The organism is Polluticoccus soli (assembly GCF_029269745.1).
GTDB lineage: Bacteria > Bacteroidota > Bacteroidia > Chitinophagales > Chitinophagaceae > Polluticoccus > Polluticoccus soli.
In genome coordinates, this window is the sequence record NZ_JARJHT010000001.1 from 1,878,859 (window position 1) to 1,895,519 (window position 16,661).

General features: G+C 45.9%; 16 protein-coding genes. 10 read left to right on the plus strand and 6 right to left on the minus strand.

Annotated features, from left to right (window positions below):
* Positions 1-89 precede the first annotated feature (89 nt).
* On the plus strand, positions 90-374 hold the full coding sequence (locus P2W83_RS08210) for a YtxH domain-containing protein (RefSeq protein WP_276133233.1): 285 nt from the start codon (positions 90-92) through the stop codon (positions 372-374).
* Positions 375-509: 135 nt separating this feature from the next.
* On the opposite strand, the gene P2W83_RS08215 is transcribed toward P2W83_RS08210, so the two are convergent.
* Complete coding sequence (locus tag P2W83_RS08215; protein ID WP_276133234.1) at positions 510-1,439, minus strand: PfkB family carbohydrate kinase; 930 nt, start codon at positions 1,437-1,439, stop codon at positions 510-512.
* A 133-nt stretch (positions 1,440-1,572) separates the two neighbouring features.
* Between P2W83_RS08215 and P2W83_RS08220 the strand changes: the two genes are divergently transcribed.
* Positions 1,573-2,283 carry a nucleotidyltransferase family protein gene (locus P2W83_RS08220; RefSeq protein WP_276133235.1) on the plus strand — a complete coding sequence of 237 codons (711 nt, stop codon included), beginning with the start codon at positions 1,573-1,575 and terminating at the stop codon, positions 2,281-2,283.
* A gap of 45 nt (positions 2,284-2,328) precedes the next feature.
* Here the strand turns inward: P2W83_RS08220 and P2W83_RS08225 are convergent, their stop codons facing one another.
* Together P2W83_RS08225 and P2W83_RS08230 are read right to left on the minus strand one after the other, a co-directional pair.
* Positions 2,329-3,111: a prohibitin family protein gene (locus P2W83_RS08225; protein ID WP_276133236.1), complete on the minus strand. Its 783-nt coding sequence runs from the start codon at positions 3,109-3,111 to the stop codon at positions 2,329-2,331.
* A gap of 324 nt (positions 3,112-3,435) precedes the next feature.
* Positions 3,436-5,163: a M3 family oligoendopeptidase gene (locus P2W83_RS08230; protein WP_276133237.1), complete on the minus strand. Its 1,728-nt coding sequence runs from the start codon at positions 5,161-5,163 to the stop codon at positions 3,436-3,438.
* 383 nt (positions 5,164-5,546) lie between these two features.
* On the opposite strand from P2W83_RS08230, the gene radA reads away from it, so the two are divergent.
* The 4 genes from radA to P2W83_RS08250 all read left to right on the plus strand — a co-directional run bounded on the left by radA (position 5,547) and on the right by P2W83_RS08250 (position 10,249).
* The gene (gene radA / locus P2W83_RS08235; protein ID WP_276133238.1) at positions 5,547-6,917 is read left to right on the plus strand and encodes a DNA repair protein RadA; all 1,371 of its coding nucleotides are present in this window, start codon (positions 5,547-5,549) and stop codon (positions 6,915-6,917) included.
* A gap of 1 nt (position 6,918) precedes the next feature.
* Entirely contained in the window at positions 6,919-7,614 is a 696-nt protein-coding gene (locus P2W83_RS08240; protein ID WP_276133239.1) for a ComF family protein, read from the plus strand.
* Between the two features lie 91 nt (positions 7,615-7,705).
* Positions 7,706-8,935 (plus strand): OmpP1/FadL family transporter, encoded by a 1,230-nt coding sequence (locus tag P2W83_RS08245; RefSeq protein WP_276133240.1) that lies wholly within the window; start codon positions 7,706-7,708, stop codon positions 8,933-8,935.
* A gap of 21 nt (positions 8,936-8,956) precedes the next feature.
* Positions 8,957-10,249 carry an SGNH/GDSL hydrolase family protein gene (locus P2W83_RS08250; protein WP_276133241.1) on the plus strand — a complete coding sequence of 431 codons (1,293 nt, stop codon included), beginning with the start codon at positions 8,957-8,959 and terminating at the stop codon, positions 10,247-10,249.
* A 69-nt stretch (positions 10,250-10,318) separates the two neighbouring features.
* On the opposite strand, the gene P2W83_RS08255 is transcribed toward P2W83_RS08250, so the two are convergent.
* On the minus strand, positions 10,319-11,167 hold the full coding sequence (locus P2W83_RS08255; RefSeq protein WP_276133242.1) for a leucine-rich repeat domain-containing protein: 849 nt from the start codon (positions 11,165-11,167) through the stop codon (positions 10,319-10,321).
* Between the two features lie 137 nt (positions 11,168-11,304).
* A complete protein-coding gene (locus tag P2W83_RS08260; protein WP_276133243.1) occupies positions 11,305-12,012 on the minus strand; it encodes a T9SS type A sorting domain-containing protein in 708 nt (235 codons plus the stop codon).
* A gap of 157 nt (positions 12,013-12,169) precedes the next feature.
* Between P2W83_RS08260 and P2W83_RS08265 the strand changes: the two genes are divergently transcribed.
* Positions 12,170-13,870 carry a S41 family peptidase gene (locus tag P2W83_RS08265; protein WP_276133244.1) on the plus strand — a complete coding sequence of 567 codons (1,701 nt, stop codon included), beginning with the start codon at positions 12,170-12,172 and terminating at the stop codon, positions 13,868-13,870.
* On the opposite strand, the gene P2W83_RS08270 is transcribed toward P2W83_RS08265, so the two are convergent.
* The gene (locus P2W83_RS08270; RefSeq protein WP_276133245.1) at positions 13,867-15,363 is read right to left on the minus strand and encodes a GH3 auxin-responsive promoter family protein; all 1,497 of its coding nucleotides are present in this window, start codon (positions 15,361-15,363) and stop codon (positions 13,867-13,869) included. The genes P2W83_RS08265 and P2W83_RS08270 overlap by 4 nt on opposite strands.
* Before the next feature lie 234 nt (positions 15,364-15,597).
* Here P2W83_RS08270 and rplU point away from each other — a divergent pair, with 234 nt between their 5' ends.
* The 3 genes from rplU to P2W83_RS08285 are packed head-to-tail and all read left to right on the plus strand — an operon-like array spanning position 15,598 to position 16,540.
* Complete coding sequence (gene rplU, locus P2W83_RS08275; protein ID WP_276133246.1) at positions 15,598-15,894, plus strand: 50S ribosomal protein L21; 297 nt, start codon at positions 15,598-15,600, stop codon at positions 15,892-15,894.
* A gap of 37 nt (positions 15,895-15,931) precedes the next feature.
* Positions 15,932-16,201 (plus strand): 50S ribosomal protein L27, encoded by a 270-nt coding sequence (gene rpmA, locus P2W83_RS08280; RefSeq protein ID WP_276133247.1) that lies wholly within the window; start codon positions 15,932-15,934, stop codon positions 16,199-16,201.
* A gap of 54 nt (positions 16,202-16,255) precedes the next feature.
* Complete coding sequence (locus P2W83_RS08285) at positions 16,256-16,540, plus strand: hypothetical protein (RefSeq protein ID WP_276133248.1); 285 nt, start codon at positions 16,256-16,258, stop codon at positions 16,538-16,540.
* Positions 16,541-16,661: the final 121 nt, after the last annotated feature.

Below are 16,661 nucleotides of genomic sequence, written 5' to 3' on the forward strand. Positions count from 1 at the left end.
AAAACTGGAATGCAGTAGGGAAGCGGCTGGCACGGTCTTTTTTCAGCTAGAGGTGTACTAAAAGGGGAAGCCCTGCAAAACGTAACGATATGAAAAAGAGCACAGCAATATTATTAGGAGTGGCCGGTGCGGCAGCTATACTGTATGCATTGTCGCGCACAAGAAAAGGACGCGAACTGACAAGCGAACTGGGTCACCAGGCCGAAGAGTGGAAAGATAGCTGGACAAAATTTGCCGGCAGCACAGGTACGCGTCTTACACACCTGATGGAATCGTTAAGCCACGAGCTAAGCGGTCTGACTCATGAAGCACGTGAAAAAGTACTGGCTATGCTGGGCGAAAAAAGCCACAACGGTACGCACATCAAAAACTAGGTAGGCGTTTATGCCGATCAATATATACGAGCGCCCCGCTGACAAGCGGGGCGCGTTTTTGTTTTCTACTTTCCGTCACTGAATAAAAAGATCCCCGCCTTGTGGGCGGGGATCTGTACAATATTTCAACAGGAATTAAGCCTGTACCATTTCTGTTTTGAAGTTGGCGAGGTCGGCGAATTGATTTACACGTTCGTCGATCTCTGCAGCATTGAGTTCTTCCAAACGGTTGGGACCAAATTTCTCTACGCAGAAAGAAGCCATTGCAGAGCCCATGATGATGGCAGTCTTCATGCCTTCGAAAGAGGTATCGCCTGTGCGTGCAATGTGACCAATGAAACCACCTGCGAATGTATCGCCGGCACCTGTTGGATCGAACACATCTTCCAGAGGCAGTGCAGGTGCGCTGAATACACGACGACCGTGGAACAGCAGGGCACCGTGTTCACCTTTCTTAATGATAAGGTATTTTGGACCCATAGCCTGGATCTTCATCGCAGCCTTAACCAGTGAGTGCTCACCGCTCAGCTGGCGTGCTTCGCTGTCGTTCACCATCAGCAGGTCTACCATACCCAGCACTTCTTTTAGTTTGTCCAGTGCGATATCCATCCAGAAGTTCATCGTATCCATAATGATCAGCTTTGGACGACTCTTCAGCTGGTTGATCACGCTGATCTGTACATCAGGAGAAAGGTTGCCCAGCATCAGGTATTCAACATCAGTATAGCTTGCAGGCAGTTTCGGATCGAACTGTGCCAGTACATTCAGTTCAGTTACCAGCGTATCGCGGGTGTTCATGTCCATATGGTAGCGACCGCTCCAGAAGAAGCTCTTGCCATCTTTTACTACCTCTACACCTTCCAGGTCAACACCGCGTGCAGCGAGTTTGTCCATTTCAGCTTGGGGAAAATCGCCGCCGACGATAGACACTTGTTTGATAGGCTGGGTGAAGTAAGAAGCCGCCAGTGCAGCATAAGTAGCTGATCCGCCTATTATGCGGTCAACCTTACCAAATGGTGTTTCAAGCGCGTCGAAGGCCATAGTGCCTACTACCATTAAAGACATATGTATAAAATTTGAGGAGGCAAAGGTAATGCTGCTGGAGCGATATTGGATAGTAGATGTTGGATTAAAATTGAAATCAGATGGTAAAATATCCAATATCTGATATCTAACATCCAACATCTAATTTCGCAGCATGAAAGCAATGCTATTTGCAGCGGGTCTGGGTACGAGGCTGAAGCCCTTTACGGATCACCATCCGAAGGCACTGGCTGAGGTGAACGGGAAGACCTTGTTGGAGCATAATATCCGCTACCTGCAGCGGTTCGGGATAGAGGATGTGGTGGTGAACGTACACCACTTCGGCGACCAGATAATAGAGGTAATAGAAGAGAACAGTGGTTTCGGTAGCTGGGTGACGATATCGGACGAGCGCGACGAGGTGCTGGAGACGGGTGGCGGCTTGAAAAAGGCAGCCGAGCATTTCAGGGATGAAGAATCGTTTCTTGTGATGAATGTAGATGTACTCACCAACCTTGACCTGAATAAACTGATAGAAGAACACAACCGCAATCTGGCTTTCGCTACACTGGCGGTGATGGATAGGGATTCGTCACGCAAGCTGTTGTTTGATCACCAGATGATATTATGCGGATGGGAGAACAAAGAAACCGGTAAGCAACGCATTGTACGCCCGACTTCATTCCGCTCTATGGCTTTTAGTGGCATACAGATCCTGACACCGCAAATACTCGACATGCCTTTTGAAGGTAAGTTCTCGATGATAGATGTATACCTGCATTTTGCCGAAGAATACCTGATAAAAGGTTTCGATCATACAGGCAATGTGTTTATTGATGTAGGCAAACCCGATAGCCTGGAGAAAGCTTCTTATCTTTTTGAATAGAAAAACGGCTGCCTTTTGGCAGCCGTTTTAGTTTTGCCTATTTCGTTACTGAACGTTCTTAAACATTACCGGCGCATTTCCATACAACGGCGTGCGGCCATCCCATTTTTCAATGAACTGCTGTTGTATCAGCAGCGGTGTCAAGGATTGTTGTTTCAGTTCGTTGGCTCTCTTTTCAGCTTCGGCTTGAACAATCAGCTTACGGGCTTGCGCTTCGGCAACCTTTAGTTCGTTCTCTACCTGCATGGCTTGCTGTACCGCGCGGTTCTTTGCATCGATGGCCTGGGTGATGGCCTCAGGGTATTGCAGGCCACTGGTCAGCTGCTCCAGGTGAAAGCCATCGCGTGCAAATTGCTCGCGCATCGATGTTTCCACTGCATGCTCAAAACGCTGACGGTTACTGATGATCTCTTCGGTTGTGTAGTTGTTGAACTGTATGCGGTAAGCATCCTTCACATAGTTGAGCAAAGTAGTCGCCGTGATCTCGTCGATGGTTTTACGATACTTCACAAAGATGTGTGGACTTTTACCGGGTATCACGTTGTACGATATCGTAGGGTCTACTGTGAACACACTACCGTCTTTCGCGTTGACCGTAAAAGATCCATAATCCATCGTTTGTATGTATGTAGGGAACTCGTACACACTCTCTGTGATGGGGTTATAGAATACACGACCCGTCACAAGTGTCACATTGCTGACGCCTTTGCCGGTACCGTACAGGTTTACTTTAATGCCCTCGTGACCTGCGTCGATACGGGTACACGAAGCTGCCATGGCGATGGTCACTAGGATAGCGCCAACGCCAATCAAAATGATGCGTTTCATTTTATCTGGTTTGTTTGGTAATTTTTAAGAGGTATGCGCCGGCAAAGTAGTTGGCTGCTGCTAATATACACAGCAGCACTAAGCCTGTCCATACAGAAGCATCGCTGGCGGCGGAAATAAGGGAAAAGGTTTTACTGAACAACATCATGTCGACGGCCCCAGTAAGAGTGGTGTTAAGAACCAAAGGTATTTTTTCATTGTTTTTCCCGAAGGAAATTTATCGTGCTTATATATCATCAAATCTGGTGCCATTTCTAATTGCAACCCATAGAAAAAGCCCGGACAATTGTTTGTCCGGGCTTGCTATATAATAATAAGGTATAACTATTCTGCTTTCACACCCATCTCATCCAGGCGTTCTTTTACAAACGAGCCTAGCTCAGCAACATAAGCTGGTGAAAAGTCGAATTTGATACCAGCGGTTTGATACAGTTCCTTCAGCGTTTTGGTATAACCCAGCGAAAGTGCTTTCATATAGTTATCCAACGCCTGGTCTTTGTTTTGACGATACTGACGCCACATAGCTATGGCACCCAGTTGTGCGATACCGTATTCTATATAATAGAATGGTACTTCGAACAGGTGCAGTTGTTTTTGCCAGAAGTGCGCGCGGTAGTCTTCAAAGCCACTCCAGTCGGTAACACCGGTAGAGAATTCGTCGAGTATGCTCAACCATTGTTGTTTGCGTTGCTCAACGGTATGATTTGGCGTAGTATAGATCCAGTGCTGGAATTTATCGATAGTAGCAATCCATGGCAATACGCTGATGACACGTTCCAGTTCTTCCAATTGCGCGCGATGCAATTCGCCTTCGTTGCTGAAGAATACATTCCAGTGCTCCATAGAGAACAGCTCCATGCTCATGCTGGCCAGTTCTGCTATCTCCATCGGGTACTCTTTGAACGACGACAACGGCAGCGGGTGTGACAGGAACGAGTGTACTGCGTGACCGCCTTCGTGCATCATGGTGATCAAATCGCCCATAGTGCCGGCTGCGTTCATGAAGATGAAAGGCACGCCTGTTTCCGCCAGTGGGCAGTTGTAGCCGCCGGGCGCTTTGCCTTTACGGCTTTCCAGGTCAAGGCGGTTCATGTCTACCATGGTATTGATACAATCAGCGAAATAAGGGCGCAGATTGTTGAATACAGTTATCGTTTTATCTGCCAGTTCCTTACCGTTTTCGAACGGATGCAACGGCTGGGTACCTGCCGGTTCGGCATCGGTATCCCACGGGCGCAGTGTGTCAAGGCCTAACCTTTTTCTCCTGTGCTCTACCAGCATTTTCTGCAGCGGCAGTATGTGCTCGCGCACTGCATCGTGGAAGGCAAAACAATCATTAGGTGTATAGTCGAACCTGCCCAGCTCGCGGAATTTGTAATCGCGGTAATTCTCAAAGCCCGCATTGTCGGCTACTTTGCCGCGGCGTTCCACAAGTTTATTGAAGAGTTCGGTGAGTTGTTCCCTGTCTTGCAGGCGGCGTTCTGAGATTTTGCGGAACACAGTTTCGCGCAACGTGCGGTCGGGGTTTTGCAGGAACTTGGCTGCTTGCTGGAGCGTGTACTCCTTATCATTCAGCATAATCGTCATCTTGCCGGATATCACACCATACTGTTGAGCTAATACACTCATCTCCGCCTGTAAGGGTATGTTTTGTTCACGGTACAGGTCAACAGCATTTTTCACGCTGCGGAGGTAAGGGTAATACACCGCCTCGTCCAGCTCCTTCAGGTACGGCGAAGCCAACAGCTTTTTGTTCAGCTCAAAGAAGTATGGTTTCATCTTCGGCTCTATCTCAAGACAAAAATAGGTGAACGCCTGCTCGTACTCCTGGTTGGTGGTGTCGCAGGTCATTTTGATCTGGCGCCAGCTGGCGTCTTCGCTGATCACAGCTTCCAGTTCGCTGATATCAGACAGCCAGTCAGCAAGACCTTCCCTTGTGTGGATGGGACGATCTTTCAGCTCGTCAAAATATGGTTTCAATACTTCCCAGGTGGTAACGGTAAAGTCTTTTGGTAAGAATTTACGAGGTATTGGTGCAATTGTCTCGTTCATATATATGGTTGTTGCGTTTGCAAAATACAGCTGCGACTAATGTGTTGTGTATAATAATTAATAATAGGAGATTATTGAATTGTCATTATTTATTATATAAATAAACTATGTATGTTAATTGTCTACTGCCAAAATGATGATTTTTGGCTGCCTAATATGATAAAATATATCATAAATACTGACAGTCAACATAATTGATTTTTTATACAATATGTATATCTTTTAATATTTAAAAAAACTACAAGCCAGTCAGGAAAACCATTTTTTTCCTAGCCGGGGGATTGCTACATTTGTATCAAGTTGTGAATTTAATGGGTTAGTAAGTAAGAGCCGCCGGATTCTTCCAGTGGCTCTTTTTCATTTCTGCTATCTTTAAAACAATTATGCCCAAAACAAAATCTGCTTACTTCTGCCAGCAATGCGGATACGAATCTCCTAAGTGGAATGGAAAATGTCCTTCGTGTGGTGCATGGAATTCATTTGTTGAAGAACTGGTGCAGCGTGATGATAAAACGAAGATAGAAACGATATGGAACGACGGTGCGAAGGAGCAACAGAAAGCACACAAGCTTTCCGAACTCGTTACTACACAAGAACAAAGAATAGCAACACCCGATAGTGAATTGAACCGTGTGTTGGGTGGTGGTTTGGTTGCAGGTTCTGTAGTGCTTGTGGCTGGTGAGCCAGGCATCGGTAAGTCAACATTGTTCTTGCAATGCGCGCTGCTATGGAAGAACCTGCGTGTGATGTATGTATCGGGAGAGGAGAGCGCTAACCAGATAAAACTTAGAGCACAACGTATAGGAATACAAAACGATAACCTGTATTTACTCACGGCTACAGATACACATACGCTGTTCCAGGAAGTGAAGAAAGTGCAGCCGCAATTGCTGATTGTGGATTCGATACAAACACTCGAATCACCGTTCGTGGAATCGCCGGCAGGTAGTGTGTCGCAAGTGCGCGAAAGCGCGGCTGAGTTGCAGCGATTTGCCAAGGCAACTAACATACCTGTTTGTATAATAGGTCATATCACCAAAGAGGGATCGATAGCTGGACCCAAAGTGTTGGAGCATATGGTAGACTGCGTGTTGCAATTTGAAGGCGACCGTCATTATGCCTACCGCATACTGCGTACCACCAAAAACAGGTTCGGCTCTACTTCGGAGTTGGGCATTTATGAAATGGTGACACGTGGTATGAGGCCTGTGACCAATCCATCCGAAATATTATTGTCGCAGCATGAAGAACCGTTGAGCGGTGTAGCGATAGCTGCCGCTATGGAAGGTCTTCGTCCGCTAATGATAGAAGTGCAAGCCCTGGTAACACAGGCAGTGTATGGCACGCCGCAGCGCACAGTGAGCGGTATAGACCTGCGCAGGTTACAGTTATTGCTGGCGGTTCTCGAAAAACGTGGCGGTTTCCACTTTGGTACGCGCGATGTGTTTGTGAACATAGCCGGTGGGCTGAAAATTGAAGATCCCGCAATAGAACTGGCAGTAGTATGTTCGTTGCTATCGTCTTACGAAGACAAAGCTTTACCATCTAACATTTGCTTTGTGGGCGAAATAGGTCTATCAGGCGAGATAAGGGCAGTGAACCGTATTGATCAGCGGATAGCTGAGGCCGATAAGCTGGGGCTGGACGCCATTTTCATACCCAAAGTCAATGCCAAAGGCCTGGATAAGAAAAATTACAAGATCGAAATAAAAACTGCCAATAAGGTGGAGGATATTTACCGCCTGTTGTTTTAAAATGATCCGGCAAATAGTGAAAGGATTGGGCCATTTGGTGTACCCGCGCTTATGTATGGGTTGCAATAAGTCTCTGCTTGAGGAAGAAGATATATTGTGTTTGAATTGTAACGTATATAACATACCCCGCACAGCCTACCATCACATTGCCGAAAACGAAACTGCGATGCGTTTTGCCGGCCGGGTGCCGGTCCAAAAAGGTACCTCATTTGCCTATTTCACCAACGAAGGTTTGTTGCAACACCTGCTGCACGAACTGAAATACAACGACCGCGAGGATATAGGTTTATACCTGGGTAAACAACTGGGATACGATCTCAAACAGACAGACTGGGCGGCTTCTATAGATGCGATAGTGCCCGTACCGCTGAACTCGGAAAAGGAAAAACTGCGCGGTTATAATCAGAGCCAGCGCATAGCCGAAGGAGTGAGTAGTGTCTTAGGTTTGCCGGTATTGGCTGATGTCATTGAGCGTGTACGGAATACCGAAAGCCAGACGCAGAAAAGCCGTGAAGAGCGTATCGAAAACATGAAAGATGCATTTGCCATCAAGTCGCCCAAAGAAATTGAAGGCAAACACCTGCTGTTGCTGGATGATGTGCTCACCACCGGCGCTACTATAGAAGCCTGTGCGCTGGCACTGCTTACAGTTCCGGGCGTGACCATCAGTGTTACCACTATAGGGGTCGCCAGCTAAAAAATCCTGATTTTTTGCCTTTATGGCCAGCCGTATTGCTTTTTAGGGTTATTAGAGGTAATTTGATGGCTGATTTTACAAATCATCTCTTATGAAGAAACATGTTTTGATCGCTACTACGCTAGCGCTTTCATCGGCCATGTCTTATGGTGCAGGTTATCAATTGAACCTGCAGGGCCTGAGGCAAATAGCCATGGGTGGTAGCGGTACAGCAGTACCCTGGGATATGTCGACCATTTTTTACAATCCCGGCGGTATGACAGCTATGGACCATTGGCAGATATACGCGGGTGCAGCTTTCGTGACGCCACACACCAAATACGTTGAGTCAACAGGTACATACGAAGCAGAAACTCAGTCGCAGACTTTTGTTCCTTTCAGCATCTATGCTGGCGGTCCTACCTCGTGGAGGAGCCCGGTAAGTATCGGCGTAGGCATCTACACACCATTTGGCAACGGTGTAAAATGGGATGATAACTGGAGAGGTCGTTACGTATCACAGGAAGCAAATCTGCATACGGTATTTATCCAGCCAACTGTTAGCTATAAGTTCAGCGAAGTAGTTTCAGCGGGCATCGGTTTGATATATGCAACAGGACGTATGGAGCTTCGTCGCGCAGTGCCGATAGCGGATGAGAACAATGTTGACAGCCGTGTAGAACTAGCGGGCAACGGTCATGGCTTCGGTTTTAATGCCGGTGTGCATATCAACGCTTCAGAAAAAGTACAAGTTGGTTTCAATTTCCGATCGAAAGTGAATATGGACGTGGACAGGGGCTATGCATCTTTCACTGTACCTCAATCACTGCAAACAGCATTCCCTTACACTGCATTCAGCTCTAGCCTGCCGATGCCGATGGTGACCAGCCTTGGTGTTGGATATGCAGTGAACGAGTGCCTGACGCTGCAGGGTGATATCAATATCGTTGGCTGGAGCGCTTTTGACAATTTAGATATCAATTACGAGAACAATACTCCTCAGTTACAAGATCAAAGCTCGGTACGCAACTACCGCAATACTGTATCGGTACGCGTAGGTGGGCACTATACAGTAAGCGACCGCGTTGCGGTGATGGCTGGTGCTGCTTATGACCCGACACCTGTACGCGATGGGTATGTAACGCCTGAGTTGCCGGATGCTAACCGCGGCATATTGTCGGCTGGACTTACTTACAAGCCTTTTGAAAGGTGGACGGTAATGGGTGCACTTGAATTTGCTTCATCTGTCAATCGTCAATCAAGTTTCGATGAAGGTGGATTCTCTGGCAGGTATAAAACAAACGCATTTGTACCAGCAATAGGTGCTTCTTTTGATTTCTAACAAACGTATTCAAACAAGACAATGAAAAAGCTATATATCTTTTGTTTGGCGGTAAGCGGCCTGGCTGCATGTAAACCAAAACTGGAACCTGAGAAACCAGAGGCCGGCCAGCTGCAGCTGTCGCGATATCTTGCGGTTGGTAGTTCATTTACTGCGGGATTTTCTGATGGAACGCTTACCAAGACTGGGCAAAATTTTTCTTTCCCCAATATGCTGGCTGAGCAATTTGGCCTGGTAGGTGGAGGAGAATTCAAGCAACCGCTGCTGCCTGGAGACAACGGTTACCCTAATCCTAAATTGGTACTTGCCGCAAGACGTGGCCCTTGTGATACCAATACGAGCATAACTGCAGTTCGTTACACAGGTGCGCTTGATTCTTCCAACAGCTCTAACAGCGTAGCAATAGGTGGTCCATATAATAACACAGGGATCCCCGGCATACGAGCCGTCGATTATATCAAATCCGGTTATGCATCTGAACCATCGGGCAATCGTTTCGCACGCAGGTTTTTTGCCAACCTTGGCGCCCGCCCGATAGATGAAGTAACGCGCGTTAATTCTACCTTCTTCTCTTTGTGGATAGGTAGCGAAGATGTGCTGGGCTATGCAACCGGTGGTGGTAAAGAATCAGCTATACAGTTGTCAGGAGTTACCGAATTTGCCGCTGCTTACGACAGCGTTGTAACCAACCTGGTTAAAAAAGGTGCAAAAGGTGTTGCAATGAATATTCCTGATATCACCTCTATGCCATTCTTTACTACGATACCTGGTAAATTTGTTAACCTGACCCGCAGGCAGGCAGATGATCTGAACGCAACGAATACAATGACGTTTGTACGTTTTAATGAAGGCGCTAACTATCCGGTGATACAGGATGGTGCTGATCTTCGTTTATTGGTAGAGGGTGAAATGGTGTTGCTCTCGCTGCCGATGGATTCAGTAAAATGTGCAGGCTGGGGTACTAAAAAGCCAATACCCGGGAACTATGTGCTGACGCTTGCTGAGATCGCTGCCGCCCAAAAAGCGACAGATGATTTCAATGTCATCATTAATACTGTGAATAAGGCAAAGAACATCGCTACTGTCGATATGTTCGGTTATTTCAAAACGATACAATCGGGTGTTGCGTTCAATGGCATCAGCTATAACGCAAACTTTATTAACGGTTCATTCTTCTCATTAGATGGTATTCATCCTTCAGCCCGTGGTTATGCGCTGGTGGCAAACGCGATCATCCGGGAGATAAACCTTTTCTACGGCGCGAAAATATCATCGGTGGATGCAAACAAATTCCCTGGCGTTAAATTCCCTTAATAGCAACTTATAGAAATCAAAAGGCCGGCAATTTGCCGGCCTTTTTTATGGTCAGTAAGTACTTCTTGCCTATTGAGAAGGTCTGTAGACATTAGAGCTACCGTCAACTACGGTGATCTTTTGTCTGAAAGCATTTCTTGGGTTTTGATAGAATGGTACAGTGCGGCTGTCGATATACACGTTTTCCAACGGACGAATATCTGAAAGGCCATTAGTAAGGCGAAGAACACCGCAATAGGCAGCGTCCAGTTCCTGCAACCGCGTGCATCCGGCTATTGATTCCGGTATTTCATTTATTCTATTGCGACCAATATAAAGGAAACGGAGTGAACGCAGTTTGCCAAAATTGTGGGGCAGGGTTTCGATCATGTTGCTACCTATATCCAACGTTTCTAGTTTTGCCAGCTGTGTGATGTCGTCGGGCAGAATGGTCAGATCGTTGAACGAAAGACGTAGTATCTCCAATTTTGAGAGCCTGCCAATAGCGGTCGGAACGCTGACTAAATGATTACCTGAGGCGCTGAATTCGCGCAGGTTTTGCAAGTTGCCTATAGCTTCAGGAAGCGTGGTCAGTTTGTTATAGCTCAGTGAGAGTTCTTCCAGCTTTTCCAGTTTGCCAATATCATCGGGCACCGACTCAAGCTTGTTGCGGAGAAGAATGAGTTTCTTGAGGTTTTTGCACTTGTATAACGAAGGTGGTAAAGAACGAATATTATTGTTGCTCAAAACAAGTTCCTCAAGACGAGGGAATTTATCTAATATATCAGGAATACTGTCGGTGCTGCTAAAACGAATTTTGATCGCTCTTACCTGGCTCCTGTCGGCCAGGGCTTCGTCCCAATTATTATATACACCGCCGGCCATAGCCGCAATGCACGATAGCATCATAGCTACCAATAGGTATAATCTGTGGAGCATGGTTGACGCGGTTTGGTTCATTATAAATTTACGAAATAGATGGAATAGAATTGTCAGCGTCCTGTAATCAGCTGGCGTAATTTAACACAAACAAAAAAGGCCGACGAAAGCCGGCCTTTTCAATATTATTCAGTCACTTATTGACGAGTGAATTTGCGGGTTCCAACTACTCGACCCTGTGCATCCGTAAGACGGATAAAGTAAATGCCAGCAGGCACGTTCTGGATATCAAGTTTTGCACTGTTAGAGGCAGAAACTTTGTAAACAGTCAGCGCTTTGCCGATCATATTGTATAACGTGATGTAATTAATCCCGGTATTAGCGTTAAACTTAACGTTCAGTTCGTCGCGTGCAGGGTTAGGGTAAACACTTATACCATCCGTAGTCCTGTTTACAGAATTAACCGACGTAGGGAACTTCTCAACAACAAAAGTCATTGTGTCTGTGTAAGTGCCATCTGACACACTAACCGAGAAATCGTAGCTTCCTTGAACGACAGAAGTAAAGTCCATAGACATTTTAAATGGCATGGTTCCACTTGCTGGTATCGGAGAGCTCGTTTGAGTTGTGCCGTTTAGAATGTTGGTGCCATAGCACAATACATTATCGCAAAGCCCGAAACCGGTCTCCCACGAAGTTGGAAGGCTTTCCGAAATTATTTTCCAGGTAAGGCTAAGCTGGCCTGTAGTTTCATTCTTAATATCGTTGTGTACATCTTCAGTGCCATACCCTTGAACGGCGTACTTCACGGTATCCTTAGGAAAACTGAAAGTTGCCTGAGCAAAGCTGCTTTCTGACGCAGCTATAGTGAACAAACTTAATCCAACAAGTAAAAATTTCTTCATGTTACAATATTTCTCGTGTGCAAAATAACAAAATATTAATTGTCATCCAAATGGTTGGAAAAATTATGACTTGTTAAAATTATTATTGGCAATACCGTGACAGGGGTGAAGTACGTTTATTTCGTACATTGCTGCATATAAGCGTTTTTAATAGAATATGAAATTTGATAATATCAAGGCTGGGCTGAAAAGGGTTAAGGGTTTTTCTATAGGTGTTGTATCAGCGGTAGTTATTATGTTGTTTTTGCAGGCCAAAACAACAGATTCGTACTTCGAAATATCTAAAAACCTCGACATTTTTACCACCATATTTAAAGAACTGAATACGTTTTACGTAGATCCTATTGAACCTGGAAAATTGGTAAAAACCGGCATTGATGCGATGCTGGAGGACCTTGACCCGTATACCAATTATATTACAGAATCAGATATTGAAGAATATGAGTTCCAGACAACCGGCAAATACGGCGGTATTGGCGCTACTATGAGGAAAAAAGATGATGCGATCATTGTGGGTGATGTGCATGAAGCCGGCCCGGCCCAGAAAGCTGGTGTACACCCTGGCGATCAACTGTTAATGATCGATAGCCACGTAATTAAAGGCAAAAACACGGACGATATCAGCGTATTGCTGAAAGGTAGCCCTGGTACTCAAGTAAGCCTGAAAGTCAAAGACGCTTATACCGGGCAGGAATCAGTAAAGATCGTTACTCGGGGCGAAATTGAAGTTTCGAGCGTGCCTTTTGCCGGACTGGTTGGTCCCGCTAATAATATTGCATACGTGAGGCTGACCCAGTTCACTCCCGGCTGCAGCAGGCTGGTACGCAGCGCGCTGGACAGCCTGAAAAAAGCACAACCTAACCTGAAAGGTGTGGTAATGGATCTGCGCAATAACCCCGGCGGCCTGCTGGATGAAGCTGTAAGCATCTGTAACCTGTTTGTAGACAGGGGACAGTTGGTAGTGAGCACCAAAGGCAAAATGCCTGAGTGGGACAAAGATTTTAACACGATGGGTGCGCCATGGGATACCAAAATACCACTGACTGTACTGGTGAATAGTTCGTCTGCGTCGGCATCTGAAATTGTTGCGGGCACTACACAAGATCTTGATCGTGGTGTTGTGATTGGGGAGCGTTCTTATGGTAAAGGACTGGTACAAGTAACTAGACCACTCGGCTACAATGCCCGTCTCAAACTGACCACAGCGAAATATTACACGCCGAGCGGTCGTTGTATACAAGCGGTAGATTATGCCTCGCGCAACCCTGACGGTAGTGTTGGCAAGATACCCGATTCGTTGAAAAAAGAATTCAGGACCAAAAGCGGTAGGAAAGTATTGAGCGGCGGCGGTGTGGAGCCCGATGTGAATGTAGAGGACGAACCTTACAGTAAACTGGCTATTGCGCTGTATACGAAGAACTACATGTTTGACTATGCAACACAGTATGCCACTACGCATAAAACGATCGCCCCTGCGGGTGCGTTCGCTCTGTCGAAAGACGACTTCAATGAGTTTGCAAAATGGCTGGGTAATAAGGACTATTCTTACAAATCAGAAACCGAAATAGCACTCGACTCGCTGAAAGAAGTAGCGGTGCGCGAAAAATATTTCGAGGCAATGAAACCGGAATATGCAGCGGTGCAAAACAAATTGACCCACGATAAAAAGCAGGATCTGATGAAGCACCAGGATGAAATATCCCGCTTCCTAGAGAACGAGATCATATCAAGATACTACTTCCTGAGGGGACGCATAGAGCATAGCCTTAGATCAGACGACGACCTGAAAAAGGCAATTGCACTTATAGAACAGCCAACACAATACCAGGCTTTGTTGGTGCCACGCAAGGCCAACTAATGTTGTTTCCATTGTTGCAGTGCTTCAGCAAGCTTACGGTCGTTGCTGAGGCGCGGCACTTTATTCTGTCCACCAAGTTTGCCGATAGAGCGCATATACTCGATAAAAGCATTTTTACTGAGTGGCGTGATCTTGAGCGGTTGTAAAATGCCGCCAGTGATCAGGTCGTTGTAGTAAATATTCTTTTTGCGCAGGCTGTCGTCAATTGTTTTAGCAAATGCATCCAGGTCGGCTGGTGTATGCTCAAATGAAACAAACCATTCGTGGTAAGGCAATTCTCCCCGGGTTTGTATCTGTGGCGCTACCGTGAACTCGATGATGTGTGCATGGTGTTGTTTGGATGCCTGCAGCATAGCATGCTCCACTTCTTCGCCAATAACGTGTTCGCCAAAGGCGGAGATGAAATGCTTGATGCGGCCCGTTACCACGATGCGGTAAGGGTCTGTGCTTACGAAGCGAACGGTATCGCCAATGTTGTAACCCCAGAGTCCGGCATTGCTGTTGATGATGAGCGCATAATTCTCGCCCACCTTTACATCTGCCAGCGATAGGCGGGTAGGATTCTCGTTAAATATTTCACCTGCCGGAATGAACTCGAAGAAGATGCCTGAGTTGGTGTTGAGCAACAATCCTTCTTTATCTAATGTATCCTGGAAGGCAAAGAAGCCTTCTGATGCGGGGAAAGTTTCTACTGTATCTATATGGCCGCCGATGGTTTCGAACAGCTTCGATTTATACGGTTCGAAGTTCACGCCACCGTGTACGATCACCTGCAGGTTGGGGAACAGGTTTTTGATCTTTTCACCGCTGCGTTGCTGCAACCAGTCGAAATACATCTGCACCCATGGTGGTATGCCGCTGATGAGCGACATGTCTTTATTAATAGTCTCTTCTACGATCTTACCCAGCTTGGTTTCCCAGTCCTCAATGCAATTGGTCTCGTACGAAGGCAACTGGTTGCCCCGCAGATAACCAGGCACAAAATGATTGACAATGCCGCTAAGACGCCCGGTTGGAATGCCACCTACACGCTCCAGCACTGGCGAGCCCGACAGGAAGATCATCTTGCCACTGGCGAAAGCAGAATTGCCGCTTTCGGACATATAACATAATAATGCATCGCGTGCGGTGTTGATATGGTTAGGGATCGAATCTTTTGTAATAGGTATATACTTTGCCCCGCTGGTAGTGCCCGACGTTTTGGCAAAGTACATAGGCTTGCCTTTCCACAACACATTCTGGTTACCATCCTTTATCTGGTCGATATAGGGACGGAACGCTTCATAATCGCGGATGGGCACGGCCTGTGTATAGGCGGTGTGGTCTTTGACCTGGTCTAACTTATGATCTTTACCGAATGTGGTTGCGGAGCCTGTTTTTAGCAGCTGTTGCAATATTGCCTGCTGGTCCTGCACGGCGGTTGCCATATTCTTTTTTATTCTGCTGGAAACGATAGCAGCGTATGGCTTGGCAAGAAAAGATTTGATCTTCATTCGCTCTTATTGCGGGGCAGTAAAGGTATAATTAATTGATACCTTTGTACAGATAAATAAAAGGATAATAATAACCGACAGTTGGTGAGCTATATTTTAGCAAAAAGCAGGACTGGCACGGTTTATACAGCTGAGTTACTGGTATGGAGTATCAAATTTTATAAATTTGCCATTTTTATTTGCTGAAATAGAAAAAACTACCTTAACTTTGCGCCAAATTATTTTAGGAGCGTCATGTTTGCGATAGTAAGTATAGCAGGTCAACAATTCAAGGTTCGTAAAAACGACGAATTGTTTGTTCATCGCCTCGAGGGAAATGCAGGCGATAAGATCGAGTTTTCAGATGTACTGATGACCGGTAATGAGGGTAATATCAAATTTGCTGGTTCAGCAAAGGTTCAGGCTGAGATCATTGATCACCTGAAGGGCGATAAGGTTATCGTTTTCAAGAAGAAACGCCGCAAGGGCTATCAGAAATCGAATGGCCACCGCCAGTATCTGACCAAGATCAAAATAAATGATATTGCTTAATTTATTTTTTGTAAATTCGTAAATAGTATAATAGACAATGGCACATAAAAAAGGTGAAGGTAGTGTAAAGAACGGCCGGGACTCGCAAAGTAAGCGTCTTGGTGTTAAGATCTACGGTGGCCAGCCTGCTATTTCAGGCAACATCATCGTACGTCAGCGTGGCACTGTGTACCATCCAGGTAACAACGTAGGTCTGGGTAAAGATTTCACGATCTTTGCATTGACTGATGGTATCGTTGAGTTCCGCAAAACACGTACTAAGACATTAGTATCAGTAAAAGAAGTATCAGCAATCGCCGAAGCCTAACCCCTTCTGCGATTTTGCCATAAGGTTTTTGTTCAACCCTTAAATTCACAATGTATGGCAACAGCAAAAAAAGCCGCGGGAGCGGTAAAAAAAGCAGTCGTTAAAAAGGCTGTGAAAAAAGCAGCCGTTAAAAAGGCTGTAAAAAAAGCAGTCGTTAAAAAGGCTGCGAAAAAAGCAGTGAAAAAAGCAGTCGTTAAAAAGGCTGTGAAAAAAGCAGCCGCTAAAAAGGCTGTAAAAAAAGCAGTCGTTAAAAAGGCTGTAAAAAAAGCGGCCGTTAAAAAGGCAGCTCCTAAAAAGAATGCTGCGCCTAGAAAGGCAGCCGCTAGTAAAAAGAAATAATCCTTTTTTCAGCGAATTTAAAAGAGACTGCATTTTTTGCGGTCTCTTTTGTTTTTGTGCAATCTTCTTTAATCTGCGTCTAATGTTTTAACGCAGAGTTTTTTATACTTAATCTGCTAAG

Excerpts from the sequence above, each read along its gene's own strand:
- P2W83_RS08210 (WP_276133233.1), top strand. The coding sequence starts at position 90 with ATGAAAAAGAGCACAGCAATATTATTAGGAGTGGCCGGTGCGGCAGCT.
- P2W83_RS08215 (WP_276133234.1), bottom strand. The coding sequence starts at position 1,439 with ATGTCTTTAATGGTAGTAGGCACTATGGCCTTCGACGCGCTTGAAACA.
- P2W83_RS08220 (WP_276133235.1), top strand. The coding sequence starts at position 1,573 with ATGAAAGCAATGCTATTTGCAGCGGGTCTGGGTACGAGGCTGAAGCCC.
- P2W83_RS08225 (WP_276133236.1), bottom strand. The coding sequence starts at position 3,111 with ATGAAACGCATCATTTTGATTGGCGTTGGCGCTATCCTAGTGACCATC.
- P2W83_RS08230 (WP_276133237.1), bottom strand. The coding sequence starts at position 5,163 with ATGAACGAGACAATTGCACCAATACCTCGTAAATTCTTACCAAAAGAC.
- radA (WP_276133238.1), top strand. The coding sequence starts at position 5,547 with ATGCCCAAAACAAAATCTGCTTACTTCTGCCAGCAATGCGGATACGAA.
- P2W83_RS08240 (WP_276133239.1), top strand. The coding sequence starts at position 6,919 with ATGATCCGGCAAATAGTGAAAGGATTGGGCCATTTGGTGTACCCGCGC.
- P2W83_RS08245 (WP_276133240.1), top strand. The coding sequence starts at position 7,706 with ATGAAGAAACATGTTTTGATCGCTACTACGCTAGCGCTTTCATCGGCC.
- P2W83_RS08250 (WP_276133241.1), top strand. The coding sequence starts at position 8,957 with ATGAAAAAGCTATATATCTTTTGTTTGGCGGTAAGCGGCCTGGCTGCA.
- P2W83_RS08255 (WP_276133242.1), bottom strand. The coding sequence starts at position 11,167 with ATGCTCCACAGATTATACCTATTGGTAGCTATGATGCTATCGTGCATT.
- P2W83_RS08260 (WP_276133243.1), bottom strand. The coding sequence starts at position 12,012 with ATGAAGAAATTTTTACTTGTTGGATTAAGTTTGTTCACTATAGCTGCG.
- P2W83_RS08265 (WP_276133244.1), top strand. The coding sequence starts at position 12,170 with ATGAAATTTGATAATATCAAGGCTGGGCTGAAAAGGGTTAAGGGTTTT.
- P2W83_RS08270 (WP_276133245.1), bottom strand. The coding sequence starts at position 15,363 with ATGAAGATCAAATCTTTTCTTGCCAAGCCATACGCTGCTATCGTTTCC.
- rplU (WP_276133246.1), top strand. The coding sequence starts at position 15,598 with ATGTTTGCGATAGTAAGTATAGCAGGTCAACAATTCAAGGTTCGTAAA.
- rpmA (WP_276133247.1), top strand. The coding sequence starts at position 15,932 with ATGGCACATAAAAAAGGTGAAGGTAGTGTAAAGAACGGCCGGGACTCG.
- P2W83_RS08285 (WP_276133248.1), top strand. The coding sequence starts at position 16,256 with ATGGCAACAGCAAAAAAAGCCGCGGGAGCGGTAAAAAAAGCAGTCGTT.